The organism is Leptotrichia sp. HMT-225 (assembly GCF_030644325.1).
Classification (GTDB): Bacteria; Fusobacteriota; Fusobacteriia; order Fusobacteriales; family Leptotrichiaceae; genus Leptotrichia; species Leptotrichia massiliensis.
The window spans coordinates 1,620,266-1,637,915 of the sequence record NZ_CP130323.1; the positions used below are offsets into that span (position 1 = coordinate 1,620,266).

Annotated in this window: 19 protein-coding genes; 4 read left to right on the forward strand and 15 right to left on the reverse strand. The window is 29.3% G+C overall.

Features of this window, described 5'->3' with window-relative positions; genetic code table 11:
• Positions 1-17: 17 nt before the first annotated feature.
• A complete protein-coding gene (locus QU666_RS07935; RefSeq protein WP_021769325.1) occupies positions 18-1,649 on the forward strand; it encodes an ABC-F family ATP-binding cassette domain-containing protein in 1,632 nt (543 codons plus the stop codon).
• Between the two features lie 195 nt (positions 1,650-1,844).
• Here QU666_RS07935 and QU666_RS07940 read toward each other — a convergent pair whose 3' ends face one another.
• The 14 genes from QU666_RS07940 to QU666_RS08005 all read right to left on the reverse strand — a co-directional run bounded on the left by QU666_RS07940 (position 1,845) and on the right by QU666_RS08005 (position 12,426).
• Positions 1,845-2,327, reverse strand: a complete 483-nt coding sequence (locus tag QU666_RS07940) for an SH3 domain-containing protein (protein WP_021769324.1) — start codon at positions 2,325-2,327, stop codon at positions 1,845-1,847.
• Between the two features lie 257 nt (positions 2,328-2,584).
• Positions 2,585-2,992, reverse strand: coding sequence for a cytidine deaminase (cdd, locus tag QU666_RS07945; RefSeq protein WP_021769323.1), 408 nt, complete (start codon positions 2,990-2,992; stop codon positions 2,585-2,587).
• Positions 2,993-3,042: 50 nt separating this feature from the next.
• Positions 3,043-4,134, reverse strand: coding sequence for a DNA polymerase IV (gene dinB, locus QU666_RS07950; RefSeq protein ID WP_021769322.1), 1,092 nt, complete (start codon positions 4,132-4,134; stop codon positions 3,043-3,045).
• A 12-nt stretch (positions 4,135-4,146) separates the two neighbouring features.
• Complete coding sequence (locus QU666_RS07955; protein WP_021769321.1) at positions 4,147-4,845, reverse strand: ABC transporter ATP-binding protein; 699 nt, start codon at positions 4,843-4,845, stop codon at positions 4,147-4,149.
• Positions 4,838-6,001: an ABC transporter permease gene (locus tag QU666_RS07960; protein WP_021769320.1), complete on the reverse strand. Its 1,164-nt coding sequence runs from the start codon at positions 5,999-6,001 to the stop codon at positions 4,838-4,840. The genes QU666_RS07955 and QU666_RS07960 overlap by 8 nt, the downstream gene beginning before the upstream one ends.
• A gap of 38 nt (positions 6,002-6,039) precedes the next feature.
• Positions 6,040-7,485, reverse strand: a complete 1,446-nt coding sequence (locus tag QU666_RS07965) for a serine protease (RefSeq protein ID WP_036070981.1) — start codon at positions 7,483-7,485, stop codon at positions 6,040-6,042.
• Positions 7,486-7,585: 100 nt separating this feature from the next.
• Positions 7,586-8,080 carry a hypothetical protein gene (locus tag QU666_RS07970; RefSeq protein ID WP_021769318.1) on the reverse strand — a complete coding sequence of 165 codons (495 nt, stop codon included), beginning with the start codon at positions 8,078-8,080 and terminating at the stop codon, positions 7,586-7,588.
• Positions 8,081-8,116: 36 nt separating this feature from the next.
• Positions 8,117-8,386 carry a septum formation initiator family protein gene (locus tag QU666_RS07975; protein ID WP_021769317.1) on the reverse strand — a complete coding sequence of 90 codons (270 nt, stop codon included), beginning with the start codon at positions 8,384-8,386 and terminating at the stop codon, positions 8,117-8,119.
• A 26-nt stretch (positions 8,387-8,412) separates the two neighbouring features.
• Positions 8,413-8,874 (reverse strand): transcriptional regulator NrdR, encoded by a 462-nt coding sequence (nrdR, locus tag QU666_RS07980; protein WP_021769316.1) that lies wholly within the window; start codon positions 8,872-8,874, stop codon positions 8,413-8,415.
• Between the two features lie 165 nt (positions 8,875-9,039).
• Complete coding sequence (locus tag QU666_RS07985) at positions 9,040-9,510, reverse strand: PTS sugar transporter subunit IIA (RefSeq protein ID WP_021769315.1); 471 nt, start codon at positions 9,508-9,510, stop codon at positions 9,040-9,042.
• Complete coding sequence (recO, locus tag QU666_RS07990) at positions 9,500-10,195, reverse strand: DNA repair protein RecO (RefSeq protein ID WP_021769314.1); 696 nt, start codon at positions 10,193-10,195, stop codon at positions 9,500-9,502. Before recO ends, QU666_RS07985 begins: the two co-directional genes overlap by 11 nt.
• Before the next feature lie 41 nt (positions 10,196-10,236).
• The gene (locus QU666_RS07995) at positions 10,237-10,776 is read right to left on the reverse strand and encodes a hypothetical protein (protein ID WP_021769313.1); all 540 of its coding nucleotides are present in this window, start codon (positions 10,774-10,776) and stop codon (positions 10,237-10,239) included.
• Positions 10,777-10,852: 76 nt separating this feature from the next.
• Complete coding sequence (mreC, locus tag QU666_RS08000) at positions 10,853-11,767, reverse strand: rod shape-determining protein MreC (RefSeq protein ID WP_021769312.1); 915 nt, start codon at positions 11,765-11,767, stop codon at positions 10,853-10,855.
• A gap of 305 nt (positions 11,768-12,072) precedes the next feature.
• On the reverse strand, positions 12,073-12,426 hold the full coding sequence (locus QU666_RS08005; protein WP_021769311.1) for a hypothetical protein: 354 nt from the start codon (positions 12,424-12,426) through the stop codon (positions 12,073-12,075).
• A gap of 279 nt (positions 12,427-12,705) precedes the next feature.
• Between QU666_RS08005 and QU666_RS08010 the strand changes: the two genes are divergently transcribed.
• The 3 genes from QU666_RS08010 (at position 12,706) to QU666_RS08020 (ending at position 15,913) form a co-directional block, all read left to right on the forward strand.
• The gene (locus QU666_RS08010) at positions 12,706-13,908 is read left to right on the forward strand and encodes a hydroxymethylglutaryl-CoA synthase (RefSeq protein WP_021769310.1); all 1,203 of its coding nucleotides are present in this window, start codon (positions 12,706-12,708) and stop codon (positions 13,906-13,908) included.
• 23 nt (positions 13,909-13,931) lie between these two features.
• On the forward strand, positions 13,932-14,522 hold the full coding sequence (locus QU666_RS08015; RefSeq protein ID WP_021769309.1) for a sugar O-acetyltransferase: 591 nt from the start codon (positions 13,932-13,934) through the stop codon (positions 14,520-14,522).
• Between the two features lie 98 nt (positions 14,523-14,620).
• Positions 14,621-15,913 carry a hydroxymethylglutaryl-CoA reductase, degradative gene (locus QU666_RS08020; protein ID WP_021769308.1) on the forward strand — a complete coding sequence of 431 codons (1,293 nt, stop codon included), beginning with the start codon at positions 14,621-14,623 and terminating at the stop codon, positions 15,911-15,913.
• A gap of 62 nt (positions 15,914-15,975) precedes the next feature.
• Here the strand turns inward: QU666_RS08020 and groL are convergent, their stop codons facing one another.
• A complete protein-coding gene (gene groL / locus QU666_RS08025; protein WP_021769307.1) occupies positions 15,976-17,598 on the reverse strand; it encodes a chaperonin GroEL in 1,623 nt (540 codons plus the stop codon).
• Positions 17,599-17,650: the final 52 nt, after the last annotated feature.

Genomic DNA, 17,650 nt, shown 5'->3' on the forward strand with positions numbered 1-17,650 from the left:
TTTAAGGAGGAAATTTTTTGATTTCAACAAGTAATTTATCTGTCCAGTTTGGTGGACGAAAACTTTTTGATGAAGTAAATATTAAATTTACAGAAGGAAACTGTTACGGTATTATTGGACCGAATGGAGCTGGAAAATCAACTTTTTTGAAAGTGTTAACTGGAGAACTCGATTCTACTTCTGGAGAAGTTATTGTAGAAAAAAATAAAAGACTATCATTTTTAAAACAGGATCACTTTGCTTATGAGGATGAAGAAGTGTTAAATGTAGTAATGATGGGACACGCAAAATTATACGATATTATGATGCAAAAAAATGCCTTATATGCAAAAACCGAATTTACAGAAGAAGACGGAAATTTAGCGGCTGAACTTGAGGGAGAATTTGCAGAGCTAGATGGCTGGGAAGCCGAAACAAATGCTGAAAAATTCCTTATTGGTTTAGGAATTCCCGCTGAACTTCATCATAAACTGATGAAAGAATTAACAGAACCTGAAAAGGTAAAAGTTCTGCTTGCACAGGCTATTTTTGGAAATCCTGACATTTTATTATTAGATGAGCCTACAAATGGACTTGACTTGCACGCAGTAAAATGGTTAGAAGATTTTCTAATGGACTTGGAAAACACAACTGTACTTGTAGTTTCGCATGATAGACACTTTTTAAACAAAGTTTGTACCCATATTGCTGATATTGATTACGGAAAAATTAAAATGTTTGTTGGAAACTACGATTTCTGGTACGAGTCAAATCAATTAATGCAAGAATTAATCAGAAACCAAAATAAAAAGATGGAACAAAAGAAAAAGGAATTGCAAGACTTTATTGCACGTTTCTCTGCCAACGCCTCAAAATCAAAACAGGCTACAAGCCGTAAGAAACAGCTGGAAAAATTACAATTTGAAGATATGCAGGTTTCTAATAGAAAATATCCATACATTGAGTTCAAGCCTGAAAGAGAAGCTGGAAATAATATGCTAAAAGTTGAGAACTTAACAAAAACCATTGACGGAGAAAAAATTCTTGACAATATTTCCTTTACGATAAATACTGGGGACAAAGTTGTTATTTTATCAAAAAATGACATTGCAAAGACTACTCTTTTCCAAATTCTAGCTGGAGAATTAGAACCAGATTCAGGAACTGTTGAGTGGGGAGTTACAACTTCACAAAGCTATTTCCCAAAAGATAACTCAGAATTTTTTGAAGATGTAGATTTATCGCTAATTGACTGGTTAAGACAATTTTCAACTGACCAGCACGAAGAATATGTACGTGGATTCTTAGGAAGAATGCTATTCTCAGGAGAAGAGGCAAGAAAAAAAGCCAAAGTTCTTTCTGGAGGGGAAAAAGTTCGTTGTATGCTTTCAAAAATGATGCTATCCAACGCAAATGTCCTATTATTAGACAACCCAACAGATCACTTGGATCTTGAAGCAATTACATCGCTTAATAAATCATTAGAAAGGTTTGACGGAACAATCTTATTCACAACGCACGACCACGAATTTATTCAGACAATTGCAAATAAAATCATTGAAATTACACCAAAAGGTATTTTGGAAAAAGAAATGGAATATGATGATTATCTAAATGACGAAACTGTTGAAGCAAGGCTAAATGAAATGTATAGCGAAGTTATTGTGTAACTTTATTTTTCAAAGATACTCGAATCTATTTGAAATGAAACTATTAAAAATTATATAAATTTAGGGTTTAAATAAAATAGTTATAGCTTTTGAGTTTGGTTGTAAGGTAGTTTTACTATAAATTATTTGATATAAAAATAGCAGGATTATATTTGTTAATATTTCCTGCCATTTTTTATTTAGTTGTTTGAAAATCTATTTTTTAGCTACCTGATTACTGTAAATATATCCATATTGATTTCCGTTGTATCTAATATAATACCAGTCATCGTCTGTTTTGCTTATTGCGTAAACTGTCTGTCCAGTTTTTAGTTTAGTTTTAATTGTAGACTTTGTTGTTGGTTTTTCTCTTATATTACTGTATCCTTCGCTTGAAGTTATAGTAAGCTTACCTACAATTTCTTTTAATTGGCTATTGTGAATATAACCAGTAAATGACTTTTTAATTTCATCATTATAATATGTTACTTTATGCCATTCACCAGATTTTTCATTGCTTTCTAGTATGTGTCCATTTGTAATAGTTTCAACAACTTTAGAATCTGTAGTTGCAGACTGTCTTATGTTAATCGCGTTATCTTTTGACGAAGTCACAAATGCAGCTCCCATTGAGATAGCACTAAAACCCATAGATAAAATTGAAACTAGAAACATTTTCTTTAGTATAAACTTTTTCATAAAAAATCACTCCTTAATAATTTTATATAACACACGTTATTTGTAATTATATTATAACCTATTTTTTTAAGTTTGCAAGTAAAAACTAATAAAAAATGTAATATTTTTAAAATAAATTTCAAAAAATAATATAATGAAGATTTCTAAAAATAGGTATTTTTACCTTCTCCTCTCATAATAATTATACCTTATTTTAAGAAAATTTCAATATTATTCTTCAAAATAATTCAATAAAAATTTTGTTTGTTATTTAACTTTTACAAATCTTCTGGTCCAAACGAATATGGCAACAATTCATCTAACGAAGTAATTCTATATTTTCTATTTTTATTTGTCAAAATAATAACTGTGTCTTTATCTGAAAATTCTTTTATTACCTGTCTACATGCTCCACACGGACTAATTGGCTCAGGTGTATTTCCTGTTATAACAAGTAACTTTATTTTTTTCATGTTCCCAGTAATTGCTGTTGTGATTGCATTACGTTCAGCACAAAGAGTAAGTCCAAAAGAAGCATTTTCAACATTAACTCCTTTGTGCATATTTCCATTATCATCAATTAATAAGGCAGCAACAGGAAATTTAGAATACGGCACGTATGCTTTTTCCAGCAAAAGATTTACTTCATCAATATAACTTAATATTTCTTTTTCACTTAAAATCATTTATTCCACTTCCCATCTTAAATAATTTTTTATTAAAATATTCTAATAATTTATTTTAAATCGTCAAACGACAACTGAACTACATTACTTTTCAAAATCGAGCTTAACTGTACTCCAATAAGCCGTACTTCATCCTTTTTTTCAAAAAATTCCAGATTTTCAAGGGCTGCTTTATATATTCCATTTACATCATTCGTTGCACTTTTCAACGTTTTTGAGCGAGTGTGTGTTACAAAATTGGAATATCGGATTTTTATTGTAACTGTTTTGGCAAATTCATTGTTTTCAATAAGTTTGCTGCTCAATCTTTCAGACTGTTTTTTTAATTCAGCATGCAATGCCAAAATATCATTTTCTTCTTGATGAAAAGTTACTTCGTGTCCATAAGACTGTCTTTTTCTATCTGTATTTATCTCAGAAGAATGTAAGCCACGAACAGAATTATACAGATACTCCCCTTTGCTTTCCCCAAATCTTCTGATTAATTCATTTTTCTCAATTTCATAAATCTGAAAGACATTTATTATATTAAATAATTTTAATACTTCCCTTGTCTTTCTTCCAATTCCTGGAATTATTCCAAGCTCCTTATTATAAATATAATCTAAAAAATGTTCACGGTTCCTAAATATAAAATAACCATTTGGCTTATTAATATCACTTGCGATTTTAGCACTTATCTTGCTAAAACCTATACCAACTGAGCAAGTAAGTCTTGAATTATCATAAATATACTTTTTAAATTTTTTTATAAATCTTTCAATTTTTAAAATTTCATCTCTTTTATCAAGTCTTGTATTTCTATTCCAAATAAACTCTGTAATATCAATATAACCTTCATCAACAGAAGTAAATTCGCATTTTTTCAAGACTTTTTTTATTAATCCCTGTATTCTTCTGCCTTCTTCAAAATAAACACCTTTTCTAAGGCTTACAACAATAAGATTTGGGCATAGCCGTTTAGCCTGAACTGTTGGCATCGCAGATTTTACTCCATATTTTCTGGCTTCATAGCTTGCCGTTGTCACAACTCCATGTCCTATTGCGATAGGTTTTCCCCTAAGTTCCCTATTATCCCTTTGCTCAATTGCCGCAAAGAAAGCATCCATATCGTAATGCAGATAAATTTTTTCTTTTTTCATTAGTAAATTTTCCTAAAATTGTATTGTTGGTAAAATCATATTAAATTCGCCATTTTCAATTTTATATTTGTAAGAAGCCAGATTTGCTAGTTCCAAACTGTGAGTAACTATTATTATAGACTGGTTTCTTTCTTGATTTATTTTCATAAATAGTTCATTTATCATATTACTTGTTTCTGTATCCAGATTTCCTGTTGGCTCATCAGCCAGTATTATATCAGGATCGTTAATCATAGCTCTTGCTATCGCTACACGCTGTTTTTCACCACCTGAAAGCTCCATAGGTTTATGTTTTAAACGTTTTGCAAGACCAACAAGTGCAAGTAGTTCCTTGGCTTTCTTTTGTGCTTCATTCCTGCTCATATTTTTATTAACAAGTGCAGGCATCATAACATTTTCAAGTGCTGTAAACTCATTTAAAAGATAATGAAATTGGAATACAAAACCTATTTTTTGATTTCTTATTGCAGTTTTGGCTTTTTCATTCTTATAATGGATTTTCTCTCCTCCAATATAGATTTCTCCATCAGTTGGTTCATCCAAAAGTCCCAGTATATTCAGAAGTGTTGTTTTTCCATTTCCTGATTTGCCTTGAATCGAAATAAAATCCCCTTTGTTAAAGGCTAAATTTATATTTTTCAATATATGAATATTTTCAACTTTTGTCTTATAAATTTTATTAACATTTTTCAATTCTATTATTTTATTCATATTTTAACGCCTCCACAGGTTTTAATCTGGCCGCTCTGGCTGCCGGAAAAATTGTTGATAGAAATACAACTACAAATGTTACTCCATAAATAATTAAAAGTTCCTTTTGGGAAATATACAACGGCAGTTCTTCTAAATAATAGGTTCCACCTTTCATATATTCCTTAAATAAAATTTTTAGTCCTATCAATACAAGTGGCGATAATCCGCTTGCCATAATCATTCCAAAAACTCCAATTATTAGCCCTTCTATTGTAAAAATTCTACGAATGTTTTTATTTGTATATCCAATTGATTTTAAAATACCTATATCTTTTATTTTTTCTCGGACAATCATATTTAAAATTACCGATACAGCAAAACTTGCTATAACAAGAAGTAGACTTAAAATCGCAATTAATACAAATTTTTCAAACTGTACTGCCTTCAAAAGATTCTGATTAATTGTTTTCCAACTTATTGTACTGTATTCTTCCTGATTAACTATATTTCTCACTTGGTTTAATATTGTTTCCACTTTTTGTGGACTTTCAACTTTAATTCCTATTTCCGTTGCAGCTTTATCTTGTTCTGCTAAAATTTGCATAGTTTCCAATGGAACAACAATAAGATTTGAGTCATAATCTAAAAAACCAGTTTTAAAAATTCCCCTTACAATTAATTTTATTTCTTTATTTTCTGAAGACACAAGACTTATTTCCTGTCCAACTTTTAATCTCATTTCATATGCTAACTGTTCTCCAATCAGAACTGAATTAAGCTCTGCAATATTATCATTTCCTTCAACTATTTTCAAATTTAGTCCATGTTTTACATTTTCAGGACTAATTCCATCAGCAAGAACTCCTTTTGCAAAGCCTTCAAATTTTATTATCGATTGACTATTAATTTGTGGAATAACAGCTTTTACACCTTGTATTTTTTTTATATTATCTACAATTTGATTATAATCTTGAAAAAAAGTTTTTTTCTTATTTTTTATCAAAATATGGGGACTCATTGTAAGCAATGAATTAATCATATTTTTTTCAAGTCCGTTTGAAACAGTAAGTGAAACAATAAATACTGTTACAGCAATAGCCACTCCAAGCACAGAAAATACACTTTGAAATTTCCTTTCAACAACATGCCTAAATGCAATAAAAAATTCAACCATATTTTATTTTTTCTCCTTTCATATGAATAAATATTTTTTTATTTTATATCACTTGACATTTCACGTGAAATATTATAATTTTCCATCAATTCTGATTTCTGAGCATTAACTTTTGCTACATCCAGCACTATTTCATTACTATCCTCATCTTCAAAAACAATAAATTCACTATTCGTACTTTTAACTTTCTGTACAAAATCATCAAAATCCTTATATTTTTTTCCATTAACTTTCGTAACTATTTTATTTTCCAAATCAGAATATCCAAGGTTCACATCAAATGGCAAAACTCTCACTAATATTACCAATCCGTTATAATCCTTAAACAATTCTTCTCTATCATAAATTGCAGCAAGTGTGTTTGTCGGACGAGATTGGGAAAGTGCTGTAATATAGTTTGTTGTAAGTGGTTCAAATATTAACCCTCCGTAGACATAATACGATGGTGCATCCTGCAATTTTGTACTTTTTACGACACTATATTTTATATCTGTTTTCTTTAATGTAACTTGCCCTTTTTGAACCTTTTTATCCCTTATAATTTCATAACTCAAACTTTGTCCATATTTTTTTTCCTGATTTATAAAATTAAAGTCTGTTTTTTCATTTCTACGGAACTCAATTGTTCCATCTGATTCAATATCTTGCCCATCTAATTTTAATAATACATCATTTCGTTCTAAAATTCCATAAAATGGTGAATTTGTAAACACTTTTTTTATAATGATACCCTTTGAATCATTTTTTAATCCTAACATCTGACGTTGCGACGTACTTTCTAGTTTTCCCCATTGTACTCCTAGTTTTGGTGGTCCATCATAATTTCCATCTCTTACATCATCAAGAAAGTTTTCAAGTATATTAACAGGTATAAAATACCCAATATTATCAGCTTGTGTAAGTCCAGCAAAAGCAACACCTACAACTCTGTTATTACTCAAAACTGGTCCACCACTGTTTCCACTGTTAATAGCTGCATCAGTCTGTCCAATCAAAAATTTCTGATTTGTTAATGTATACGTATTATGCTCCATTCTTGAAACTATTCCTCTAGTTGTACTAAGCTTGTCACCTCCAAGCGGGTATCCGTAAACTGTTAAATTTTCCTGAATTTGTGGTAATTTACCTAATTTTAACGAGGTTGTTCCATTAAAAAATGATTTATCCTCCACATCAATCATCGCCAAATCATATTCTTCTGATACAAATTTTACACTTGCTTTATATTTTCGTGAATCTCCTTCTTTTCTAACTTGTAAAAATTTTTCATTTAGTACAGCATGAGCATTTGTAATAATTCTATTTCCATCAATTATAAAACCTGTTGCTGTCGAATTGTAATCTTGCCCATTTTGCCAAGGTGAGGCATAATTATACATCTGATGAGCTGCATAAACTTTTACAAGTGCTTTTTTTACTGAACTATCATCTGCAAAAATAAAACTGCACAAAAATATATTAATTATTAAAATTATTTTTTTCATTTTAATCATTCCTTTCTAAAATTTCAAATTATACTTATAACTTCTTAAAATTAAACATACTTATAATTTAATTAACATTATCCTAATTTATAAATTACATTTAAATATCCAGTTTCTCTCCAATTTGATTTTGTAATAATTTAAAAAATAATAATTCATTACTTATATTTAATCTAATTTGTATTCTCTTTTTATCTTTTGTTATTATTTCCAAAAATTTATCGACTTTGCTTGCACTGACTTTAATAATTTTCACAGTTGCACTTTCAATATCTTCCATTTTAATTTGCATATTTTTTAAAACTATTTCATTGTTTTCAATTGTAATTTTAAATTTAAACAAAAGAAAAGAAGCGATAAGAACATATCCAAATAAAATTACTATAAAAGCTATTTTTAATGGCGTAAGTTTTTCTATACCTGTAATTCCTTTATATAATGAATATCCTGCAATAAATGCAATTATTATAAAAAAAATAGATGATGAAAGTACATATTTTAAGTTTGCCCTAAAAATATATTTATTTCTGTCATCTTCTATTTTATATTTTTCTAATTTCTCTTTTAATTGTTTGGTATTATTAAAATTGTTCATTGTTCTATAGACTTATAAAATTAACTATTTAGAATCTTAGTCAACAATTTTATAAGTTTCTTCTCCTTTTTTCTTTAAATTCAAATTATTTCTTGCAAATTTATCGGTATTGTCATCATCATTAGAATTTTTTGCTTGTTCCAATAATTTATTTTTCTTATCAGTAAGCTCTTTTATTTCATTATTTGCTGTTTCCAACTTTTTTTGCATGCCAGGCTTTCCTAAAAATACTTTTACACTTTGACCAATGAAATATACAACTAAACATATAAATATAATATTTCCAACAACAATAAGTTTTTTCATGCCTTCTCCTTTTCAAAATTTTTAATTTATTTTTTTTTGTTCTTTCTTATTTTTTCAATTTCTTTTACAAAACTATCTAAACTATCAAATTTTTTATAAACAGATGCAAATCTAACATACGCAATTTCATCCAAATCAATTAAATATGAAAGTATTTTGTCACCCAACTCACTAGATTTTATTTCACCAGAATAATCTGTCAAAATTTCACGTTCAATTTTATCCAATGTTTCTTCAATTTTTTCATTCTCAATATCTCTTTTCTTAAATGCTCTAATAATTCCATTATAAACTTTTTCACGTGAATATGGCTGTTTTTCTCCATTTTTCTTTATTACAAAAAGTGATAATTCAACCACTTTTTCATGAGTTGTAAATCTCTTTCCACATTTTTCACACTCACGTCGTCGTTTTATTGAATTTCCTTCAAAATAAACACGACTATCAACAACTTTTGTATTTTCATAACCACAAAATGGACATCTCATAAATTCCCCCTATCTTTTCTAAATATTAAAATATTTTTAGAATATCTATCAAGCTCTAAAAAAAAACATTTAGAAATTTAAAGTTTAATTCTTTCATTTAGTCTAAAGAAATTTTACTGTTTACTAAAAAATGAAGCTGGAATTTACTTACTTGTTTTAGTTTAATTAACTGCTAATTTCTTCTTTTCTGATAAGTTCCAGAATCTCTTGATTAGAAGTTGCTTTTAACAAATCATTTACAAATTTATCTTCTCTTATTAACCTTGAAATTCTTGCCAAAACTTTTAAATACTCCTGCGTTTTATTTTCTGGACACAAAAACATGAAAAATATATTTACATTTTCGTCATCTACCGAATTATATGAAATCCCATTTTTTGAGATTCCAAACGTTATCATCAACTCATCCACAGCTTTTGTCTTTGCATGCGGTAAAGCTATTCTTTTACCAATTCCAGTTGATCCCATGTCTTCTCTTTTAAAAATATCATTCAGTCCTTGTTCTTCATCTTTTATCAAATTTGTTTGTTTTAAATTGTTATACAACTCTCTAATTACTGCATTTTTATTTTTTGATTCTAAATTCAAATTTATTGTTTCAACCTTGATATAATCAGCAATATTTTTATCTTCCATAAAATTCCTCCATAATAAATTTCCTTATTTTTATTTCAACTTGTAAATTTTTATTTATAAAATTTTCAAAAATAATAACCATTCTTCTCAAAAAATCAGCATAATCTTCTAATTTCTGCTGAGTATCAAGAATATCTGAACTATTTCTTACAATTTTCAAAATTTCTTTATATTTTTGTAAATTTTCTTTTTTTTCCTTTTCCATTATTAAGCTAATCTCTTCAATATCATAAATGCCCTGTTCTATCATTATTCTTCGTAAAAATGATAACACAACATAGTATTTATATCCTCTTTTCATATATGGAAGAATATCAATAAAGCTCAATATTTCTAGTAACTTATCAAAAAAATCCCCATTTTCATCTGTAATATAATAAATTTTATCTATACTATCAAGTACATACAATGAAATTTCCAACTTTTCAATGTTCTTTAGAATATTTTTAAAGTTTTTTAAAATTTCTACATCTTGTACCACATAAAAATTATTTTTTTGTGAAAGCGTTATCTCAACTTCATTTAGCGGATTTAAAGAAACAACATTTCTTTTTCTTGATTTACGAATTCCATAGGCTGTTGCCATTATTTTACCGTATTCTTTGCTAAAAAGTGTTACTAATAAATCCGCTTCTTTCATTTCCTTTTTTTTTAAAACAATACAATTTGTCTTTATTATTTTCATACTCTACTTCACATTTTTATTTCAAAATTCAATTTTTTAAATTATCTGAAATTTGATAATCTATAAATTATTTGAGAACTTCCGTCTGAGACAGAAATTTTTGTTGGATAGCTATATCCATTTGAAGTTTTATAATCACTAAAGTTCACTGTAGTTCCACTACTTTTTATAGATGTCAACCAATTGCTTGAAAATGTGAAAGTGTTTCCATTTTTAGTTTGTGTTTTTTTAGACGTTATACCACGTAGCTTATTAAATACTCCTAGTATATTTGCTTCACTTTTTTCAACTTTTTGTGTTACAGTCTGTTTTAATTTTGGATAGTAAATTGTTTTTTTGCTTCCGCTAAAAGTGTAAACTTCTCCTTTATTCATACTTGGTGCTGTAATTGTTAGCTTCATTGTTCCTGAATTATATGTCATCACATAGCTTTTGCTTTTTCTTGTTCCGTTAATATTAGCATCTTCAGTAACATTTACTGTAAAACTGCTCTTTTCCCAAAAATCCTTAGAAAAAGAAAAAACTGATACCAATAAAAATAATAATATAACTTTTTTTGTCAATGTTAATTGTTTTAACATAACTAAACTCACCTCTTTTTGATTTTTTATAGCTCCTTTTTATATTGCTATTTTTTATATATTAATACAAATTTCTTTAATTTGATTGTGAATTTTCTTTATTTTCTTGTTCTGCTTCTGCTTTTACCTTATTTTGTATTTGTGTATTAATAGCATCGTTTACGCTCCATTTGTAAACTAACACACTTTGAATATCAAATATATTAAAGCTAGGTTTAAATCTAATTTCTTTCATTTTATTAAAAGCATTTATCTCTGTCACTTTAAATGTACCAATTCTTATTCCTTTTGGTAATACATCACTCACACCAGAAGTTTCTATATTAAAAATTGTATCTTTAGTTACACTTCCTTCATTAAAGTTTTGTACTGAAAAAGTTCCATTTCCATTTCCACGCAAAATTTGCTGAGTATTACTATTTAATACTACACTTAATTTTGAAGATTTACTTGTCAACAAAGTAACTTCTGAGTATTCTTCACTGACTTTTGAAATTTTACCAATAAGATAACCATCATACATTACTGGCAAATTGACTTTTATGCCTTGTGAAGTACCTTTATTTATATACATTTTTTCTGATGAATTTCCATTTTCTACAAGTGCCACATCTGCAGCTATAAATTCAGCAGGATTTTTTTGTCTCATTTCCAGCATTTGACGTAATTTTTCATTTTCTTGTTTTAGATATGCAAGTTCCATATTCTGAACCTTATTTTTTTGCAATTCAAAATCCCTAGTTTTATTATTTTCAACATAATCTTCAATATAACTGATGTCATTAACTCTGGACTTTAATTTCAAAACTTGAGTATAAAGCATACTTTTTACTTTTACTAGCCTAAAATTAACTGCCTGTGTTATTCCATCAAGAAATGTAAACGAACTTGTAATTCTATTTTTAAAGGCAAATAAGACTATTATTATAATTACTATTATTAAAAGCGTTCTACCTGTACTTTTTTTCTCAGAAAAATTATCCAAACTCATTATTATATAATCCTCTCGTTTATTATTTTAAAAATTATACTTAAAACCCCAGAAAAAATGAATTAAACAAAACTGACATGTATCTAGTTTATTTAAAGTAGTTATAACTTTTAACTTTGGCTTTAAAGTAGCATTATTATAATAGCACATAACCTATATTATATCAAGTTTTTTTATAATTAATTTTTTTATACAATTATAAAATTTTAACCTACAAAACTTCTTTTAATATTAAATTTCTAAAAGCAAAAGTAAAAAAAGAAGAAAAAAAGACACTTTCTAATTTGTGTCTTTCTTTAATTTAATTAGTCTTTACCAATAACCGCTTTATAACGTCTTTGAAGTTTTGCATTTTTTTCTGGATTATTTCTTAAATAAAAGTTTACTTTTTCAATTACATCTTCAGTAGTATGTGTTCTACCATCATCAACATCTTCTACAACTTCCTCTACTACTACTTCTTCTGTAACTTCATCAACTGGTTGAAAAGTAATTTTTTTGTTAGATTTTTTTTCAGGTTTTACTTCTTTCGCTTGTTTTTCAACTTTTGTTTGCTCCATAAGAGCTTCCTTTCTGTATTGCTCAAGAATCTTTTTTGTATTATCAGCAAATGATACTACTGAAATAGCTGTTAATGCAATTAAAATAATTTTTTTCATGCTTATCACCCTTTCTATAATTATACATATTAACTTTAAATTGTTAAATAATTTCAACTTATTATACCAATAACTGTAAAAAACTGCAAGAAAAAAATAAATATTTCAATTTATAATTATATTTTTGTTAAAAAGATTTTTAAAAAATAAGTGTATAATTATTTGATATTTAAATTTTTTTATAGTACAATATGTATGATTAAAGAAAATTTAATACAACAAAAATAACATTTTTAAAGATTCTTTCAAAAAATAATTAATTAGAAAGGCGAAATTTGTATGAAAATAAAAGAAAAAATCAAAATTGGAATAGATAAAATTGGCTTTGCTATGCCAAAATACTTTTTAGATATACGAGATCTAGCACTTGGAAGAAATGAGAATGAAAATAAGTTTGTTAAAGGTCTTATGCAAAGCGAGATGAGCATTGCACCTGTAACGGATGATATTGTGTCGCTTGGGGCAAGTGCGGCTGAACAAATTTTAGACGAAGAAGATAAAAAAAATATTGAAATGGTTATTGTTGGAACAGAATCTGGAATTGATCAAAGTAAGGCTTCTGCTGTTTTCATTCATCATCTGCTGGGTATTCAGCCATTTGCAAGATGTATCGAAATTAAGGAAGCCTGCTATGGGGCAACCGCCGCATTGACCTTTGCAAAAAATTATATTGAAAAAAATGAAAATGCCTCTGTTTTAGTAATTGCTTCAGATATTGCAAAATACGGAATTGACACTCCTGGAGAATCTACACAGGGGGCAGGAAGTATCGCAATGCTAATAAAAAAAGACCCCAAAATTGCTGTCATAAATGATGAAAATGTATGCCAAACCCGTGATATTATGGATTTCTGGCGTCCCAACTATTCAGATTTCCCAATAGTAGACGGACATTTTTCAACAAAGCAGTATCTTGACTGTCTTGTAACAACATTTGATGAATACAAAAAAAGATATAATCAAGATTTATCGGATTTTGATGCTTTCTGTTTTCATTTACCATTTCCAAAACTTGGATTAAAAGCGATTAATTCACTTTTAGAGAAAAATATTGAAAAAGAAGTAAAAAATAAATTTTTGGAAAAATTTCATACTTCAATAATTTATGGAAAACGAGTCGGAAATATCTACACAGGCTCTCTTTATCTAAGTTTGCTTTCATTACTTGAAAACTGTGATAGCTTGAAAGCTGGCGACAAGATTGGAATGTATAGTTATGGAAGCGGTGCTGTTTGTGAATTTTTTAATCTAACCCTTGCAGAAGACTTTAAAAATTATCTAAGGCATGATAGGTTAAACGATTTTGACAATAGAAAACAATTATCAATAAATGAATATGAAAATTTATTTTTTGAAAAAATAATTTTAGATAATGAAGGAAATTGCGATTTTTCAAATAGAAAACTTATTCAGGAAAGTGATAATGCGTTTGTATTGGAAAAAGTGGAAAATCATAAAAGGATTTACAAAAAAATAAAATAAATTTCTGAAAGGAGCTAATTAATATGAATTTAGAAGAACAGCGGCAGTTTATTTTATCAGGAAAAGTTTACAATGATTTAACTCCAGAGCTTATAAAAGCTAGAGAAAATACTGTTTTTTTAACAAATAAATATAACGAAAGTTTTGGAAAACCGACATCAGAAAGAGAAGCTATCCTAAAAAATCTTTTAAAATCAATTGGTAAAAATGTGCATTTTGAACCAACATTTCGATGTGAATTTGGATTTAATATTTCAATAGGAAATAACTTTTATGCAAATTTTGACTGTGTAATGCTTGATGGTGGCGGAATTGAAATTGGAAATAATGTTCTTTTTGGTCCAGGAGTAGGAATTTATACTTCCAATCACAGTATTGATGCAGAAGAAAGAATAAACGGAGGATGTTATGCCAAACCTGTAAAAATTGGGAATAATGTCTGGATTGGTGCAGGAGTCCACATTAATCAAGGAGTTACAATTGGAAACAACACTATTATTGGCTCTGGAAGCGTAGTTACAAAAGATATTCCAGATAATGTAATTGCCGCAGGAGTGCCTTGCAAAGCTATCAGAAAAATAACAGAAAAAGATAAAACTGGCTATAAACCTTAAAATTTAAACTATATTTTCACTCAAGCATTAGAATTTGACAATTTTTTAAGTGCTTGAGTTTTATTATAAACTCAAAACGGAAGGAACTGATTTTAAATATGAAAAAGGAAAATCAAAAAAAATTAAACTGGCTTGGATTTCAAAAAAAAGAACGTACTGAAAGAATACAGATGTTAAAAGATAATGGCTTTTTAACTGAAGAATTTGAACAACTTCTGAAAAAAAACGAGAACTTGCCACTAGAAACTGCAAATCAAATGGCTGAAAATGGAATCGGAACATTTGCCTTGCCATTCAGCATTGCTCCAAACTTTGTTATTGATGAAAAAGATTATGCTGTGCCAATGGTTACGGAAGAACCATCTGTTGTGGCAGGGTGTAGCTATGCAGCTAAAATTATTGCAAAATCTGGTGGTTTTATGACAAAAATTTTAGACAGGAAAATGATTGGACAAGTTGCATTGTATGATATTTTGGACTTTGATAATGCTATTTCGATGATTTTAGAAAATAAAAATGAGATTTTAAAAATTGCAAATGATGCTCATCCTTCGATTGTAGCCCGTGGTGGTGGTGCGATTAATATTGAAGTGAAGAATATTGATGAATTTCTGATTGTTTATCTGATTGCCGATGTGAAGGAGGCTATGGGAGCAAATATTTTGAATACAATGCTTGAGGCAATAAAAATGCCGCTTGAAAATATTACAAACGGAAAAAGCCTAATGGCAATTTTATCAAATTATGCAACCGAATCTCTTGTAAAAGCCGAATGTGAAGTAAATGTAAAACTTCTTAGCAGTTCAATGGAAACATCTATTGAAACTGCAAAAAAAATAGAACTTGCGAGTAAATTTGCAAAACTTGATATTTATCGTGCAGCAACTCATAATAAAGGAATTTTCAACGGAATTGACGCTGTAGTAATCGCTACTGGAAACGACTGGCGTGCAATTGAAGCTGGTGGAAATGCCTTTGCTGTGAAAAATGGCAAATACGAAGGGCTTACAACTTGGACTTTTGATGAAAGCACAAATAAATTAAAAGGGGAACTTACCCTTCCAATGCCAATTGCAAGTGTAGGCGGCTCAATAGGACTAAACCCAAGCGTAAAAGCCGCATTTAATATTTTAGGAAATCCTGACGCAAGGACACTGGCAAGCATTATCACATCAGTAGGACTCGCTCAAAACTTTGCCGCAGTAAAAGCACTTGTTACAACTGGAATACAGCACGGACACATGAAGCTGCAGGCTCGTTCGTTAGCACTTTTTGCTGGTGCAAAAGGCATGGAAATTGATATTGCCGTAGAAAAACTTTTGGAAAGTGGAAAAAGTGTTAATTTGGAAAATGTGAAGGCAATTTTGGAAGAAATAAAAATCAAAAAATAATATAGCAGAAAAAAAGAGGTAGTTTATAATGACTACCCCTTATTTTATTACATTTTATTAGATTACATCATTCCTGGCATTCCCATTCCGCCTGGCATTCCGCCTGCTGGTGATTGTTCCTTTTCATTTCCAACAGCAACTTCAGTTGTTAATAATACTGATGATACTGATACTGCATTTTGGATTGCAGAACGAGTTACTTTGGCAGGATCTATGATTCCAGCTTTTACCATATCTACATATTCTTCTTTTGCAGCGTCAAATCCTGTTCCATTTTCAGAATTTTTTACTTTTTCAATTACGACACCTGCATCAATTCCAGCATTGATAACAATTTGTCTAAGTGGTGCAGATAATGCTTTTTTCACAATTTCCACTCCAAGCCCTTCTTCGCCTTCCAATTTAAAGTCTTCAATTGCTTTTGCAATTTGGATTAAGATTGTTCCTCCTCCTGGAACGATTCCTTCTTCCACAGCGGCTTTTGTTGCATTTAAAGCATCTTCAATTCTCAATTTTCTTTCTTTCATTTCAGTTTCAGTTGCAGCCCCAACTTTTATTACAGCTACTCCACCAGCTAATTTTGCAAGTCTTTCCTGTAATTTTTCCCTGTCATAATCAGAAGTTGTTTCAGCAATAGAATTTTTTATTTGTTCAATTCTTCCTTGAATCGCATTTTTTTCTCCAAGCCCGTCTACGATAACTGTGTTATCTTTAGTAATTCTAACTTTTTTAGCTTGTCCCAAGAAATTCAAGTCAGCAGTTTCAAGTTTAATTCCTTTTTCTTCAGAAATAACTTCTCCACCTGTTAAAATTGCAATATCCTGTAACATAGCCTTTCTTCTATCCCCAAACGCAGGGGCTTTTACAGCGGCAATATTTAATGTTCCACGAAGTTTATTTACAACAAGAGTTGCAAGCGCCTCTCCTTCCACATCTTCAGCGATTATAAGCATTGGTCGTCCTAATTCTACTGTTTTTTCCAAGATTGGCAATAACTCTTTCATGTTTGCAATTTTTTTATCTGTGATTAAAACAAATGGATTATCCATTTCTACAACCATTCTTTCAGAATCTGAAACCATATAAGGTGACAAATATCCATTGTCAAACTGCATTCCTTCCACAACTTCTAGAGTTGTATCCAAAGAACGTGCTTCCTCAACTGTAATAACTCCAGATTCTCCAACTTTTTCCATAGCTTGAGCAATTAATTGTCCTATTTCTACATCTCCTGCTGAAATTGCCCCAACTTGTGCTATTTCTTCATTTGATTCCACCTTTTTAGCTCTTTTTGTAAGTTCTTCAATAACTTTTTTAGAAGCAAGCTCCATTCCACGTCTTATAAATACAGGATTTGCTCCAGAAGCTACCATTTTCAGTCCTTCTTTGATTAAAGCCTGTGCCAGTACAGTTGCGGTAGTTGTACCGTCTCCTGCCACATCATTTGACTTTGTAGCCACTTCTTTTACAATTTGTGCTCCAAGATTTTCGATTGGATCTTTAAGTTCGATTTCTTTTGCTATTGTAACACCATCATTTGTAATCATTGGTGCTCCAAATCCTCTATCTAATACTACATTTCTTCCTTTTGGTCCAAGTGTAATTTTTACAGCGTCAGCCAATGTATCTACTCCCACTTCAAGCGCTTTTCTTGCATCTTCATTAAATTTTATTATTTTTCCCATTTTAATTATCTCCTCCTAAAGTTTGTAAATTTTTTATTGCAAAATTCCTCCG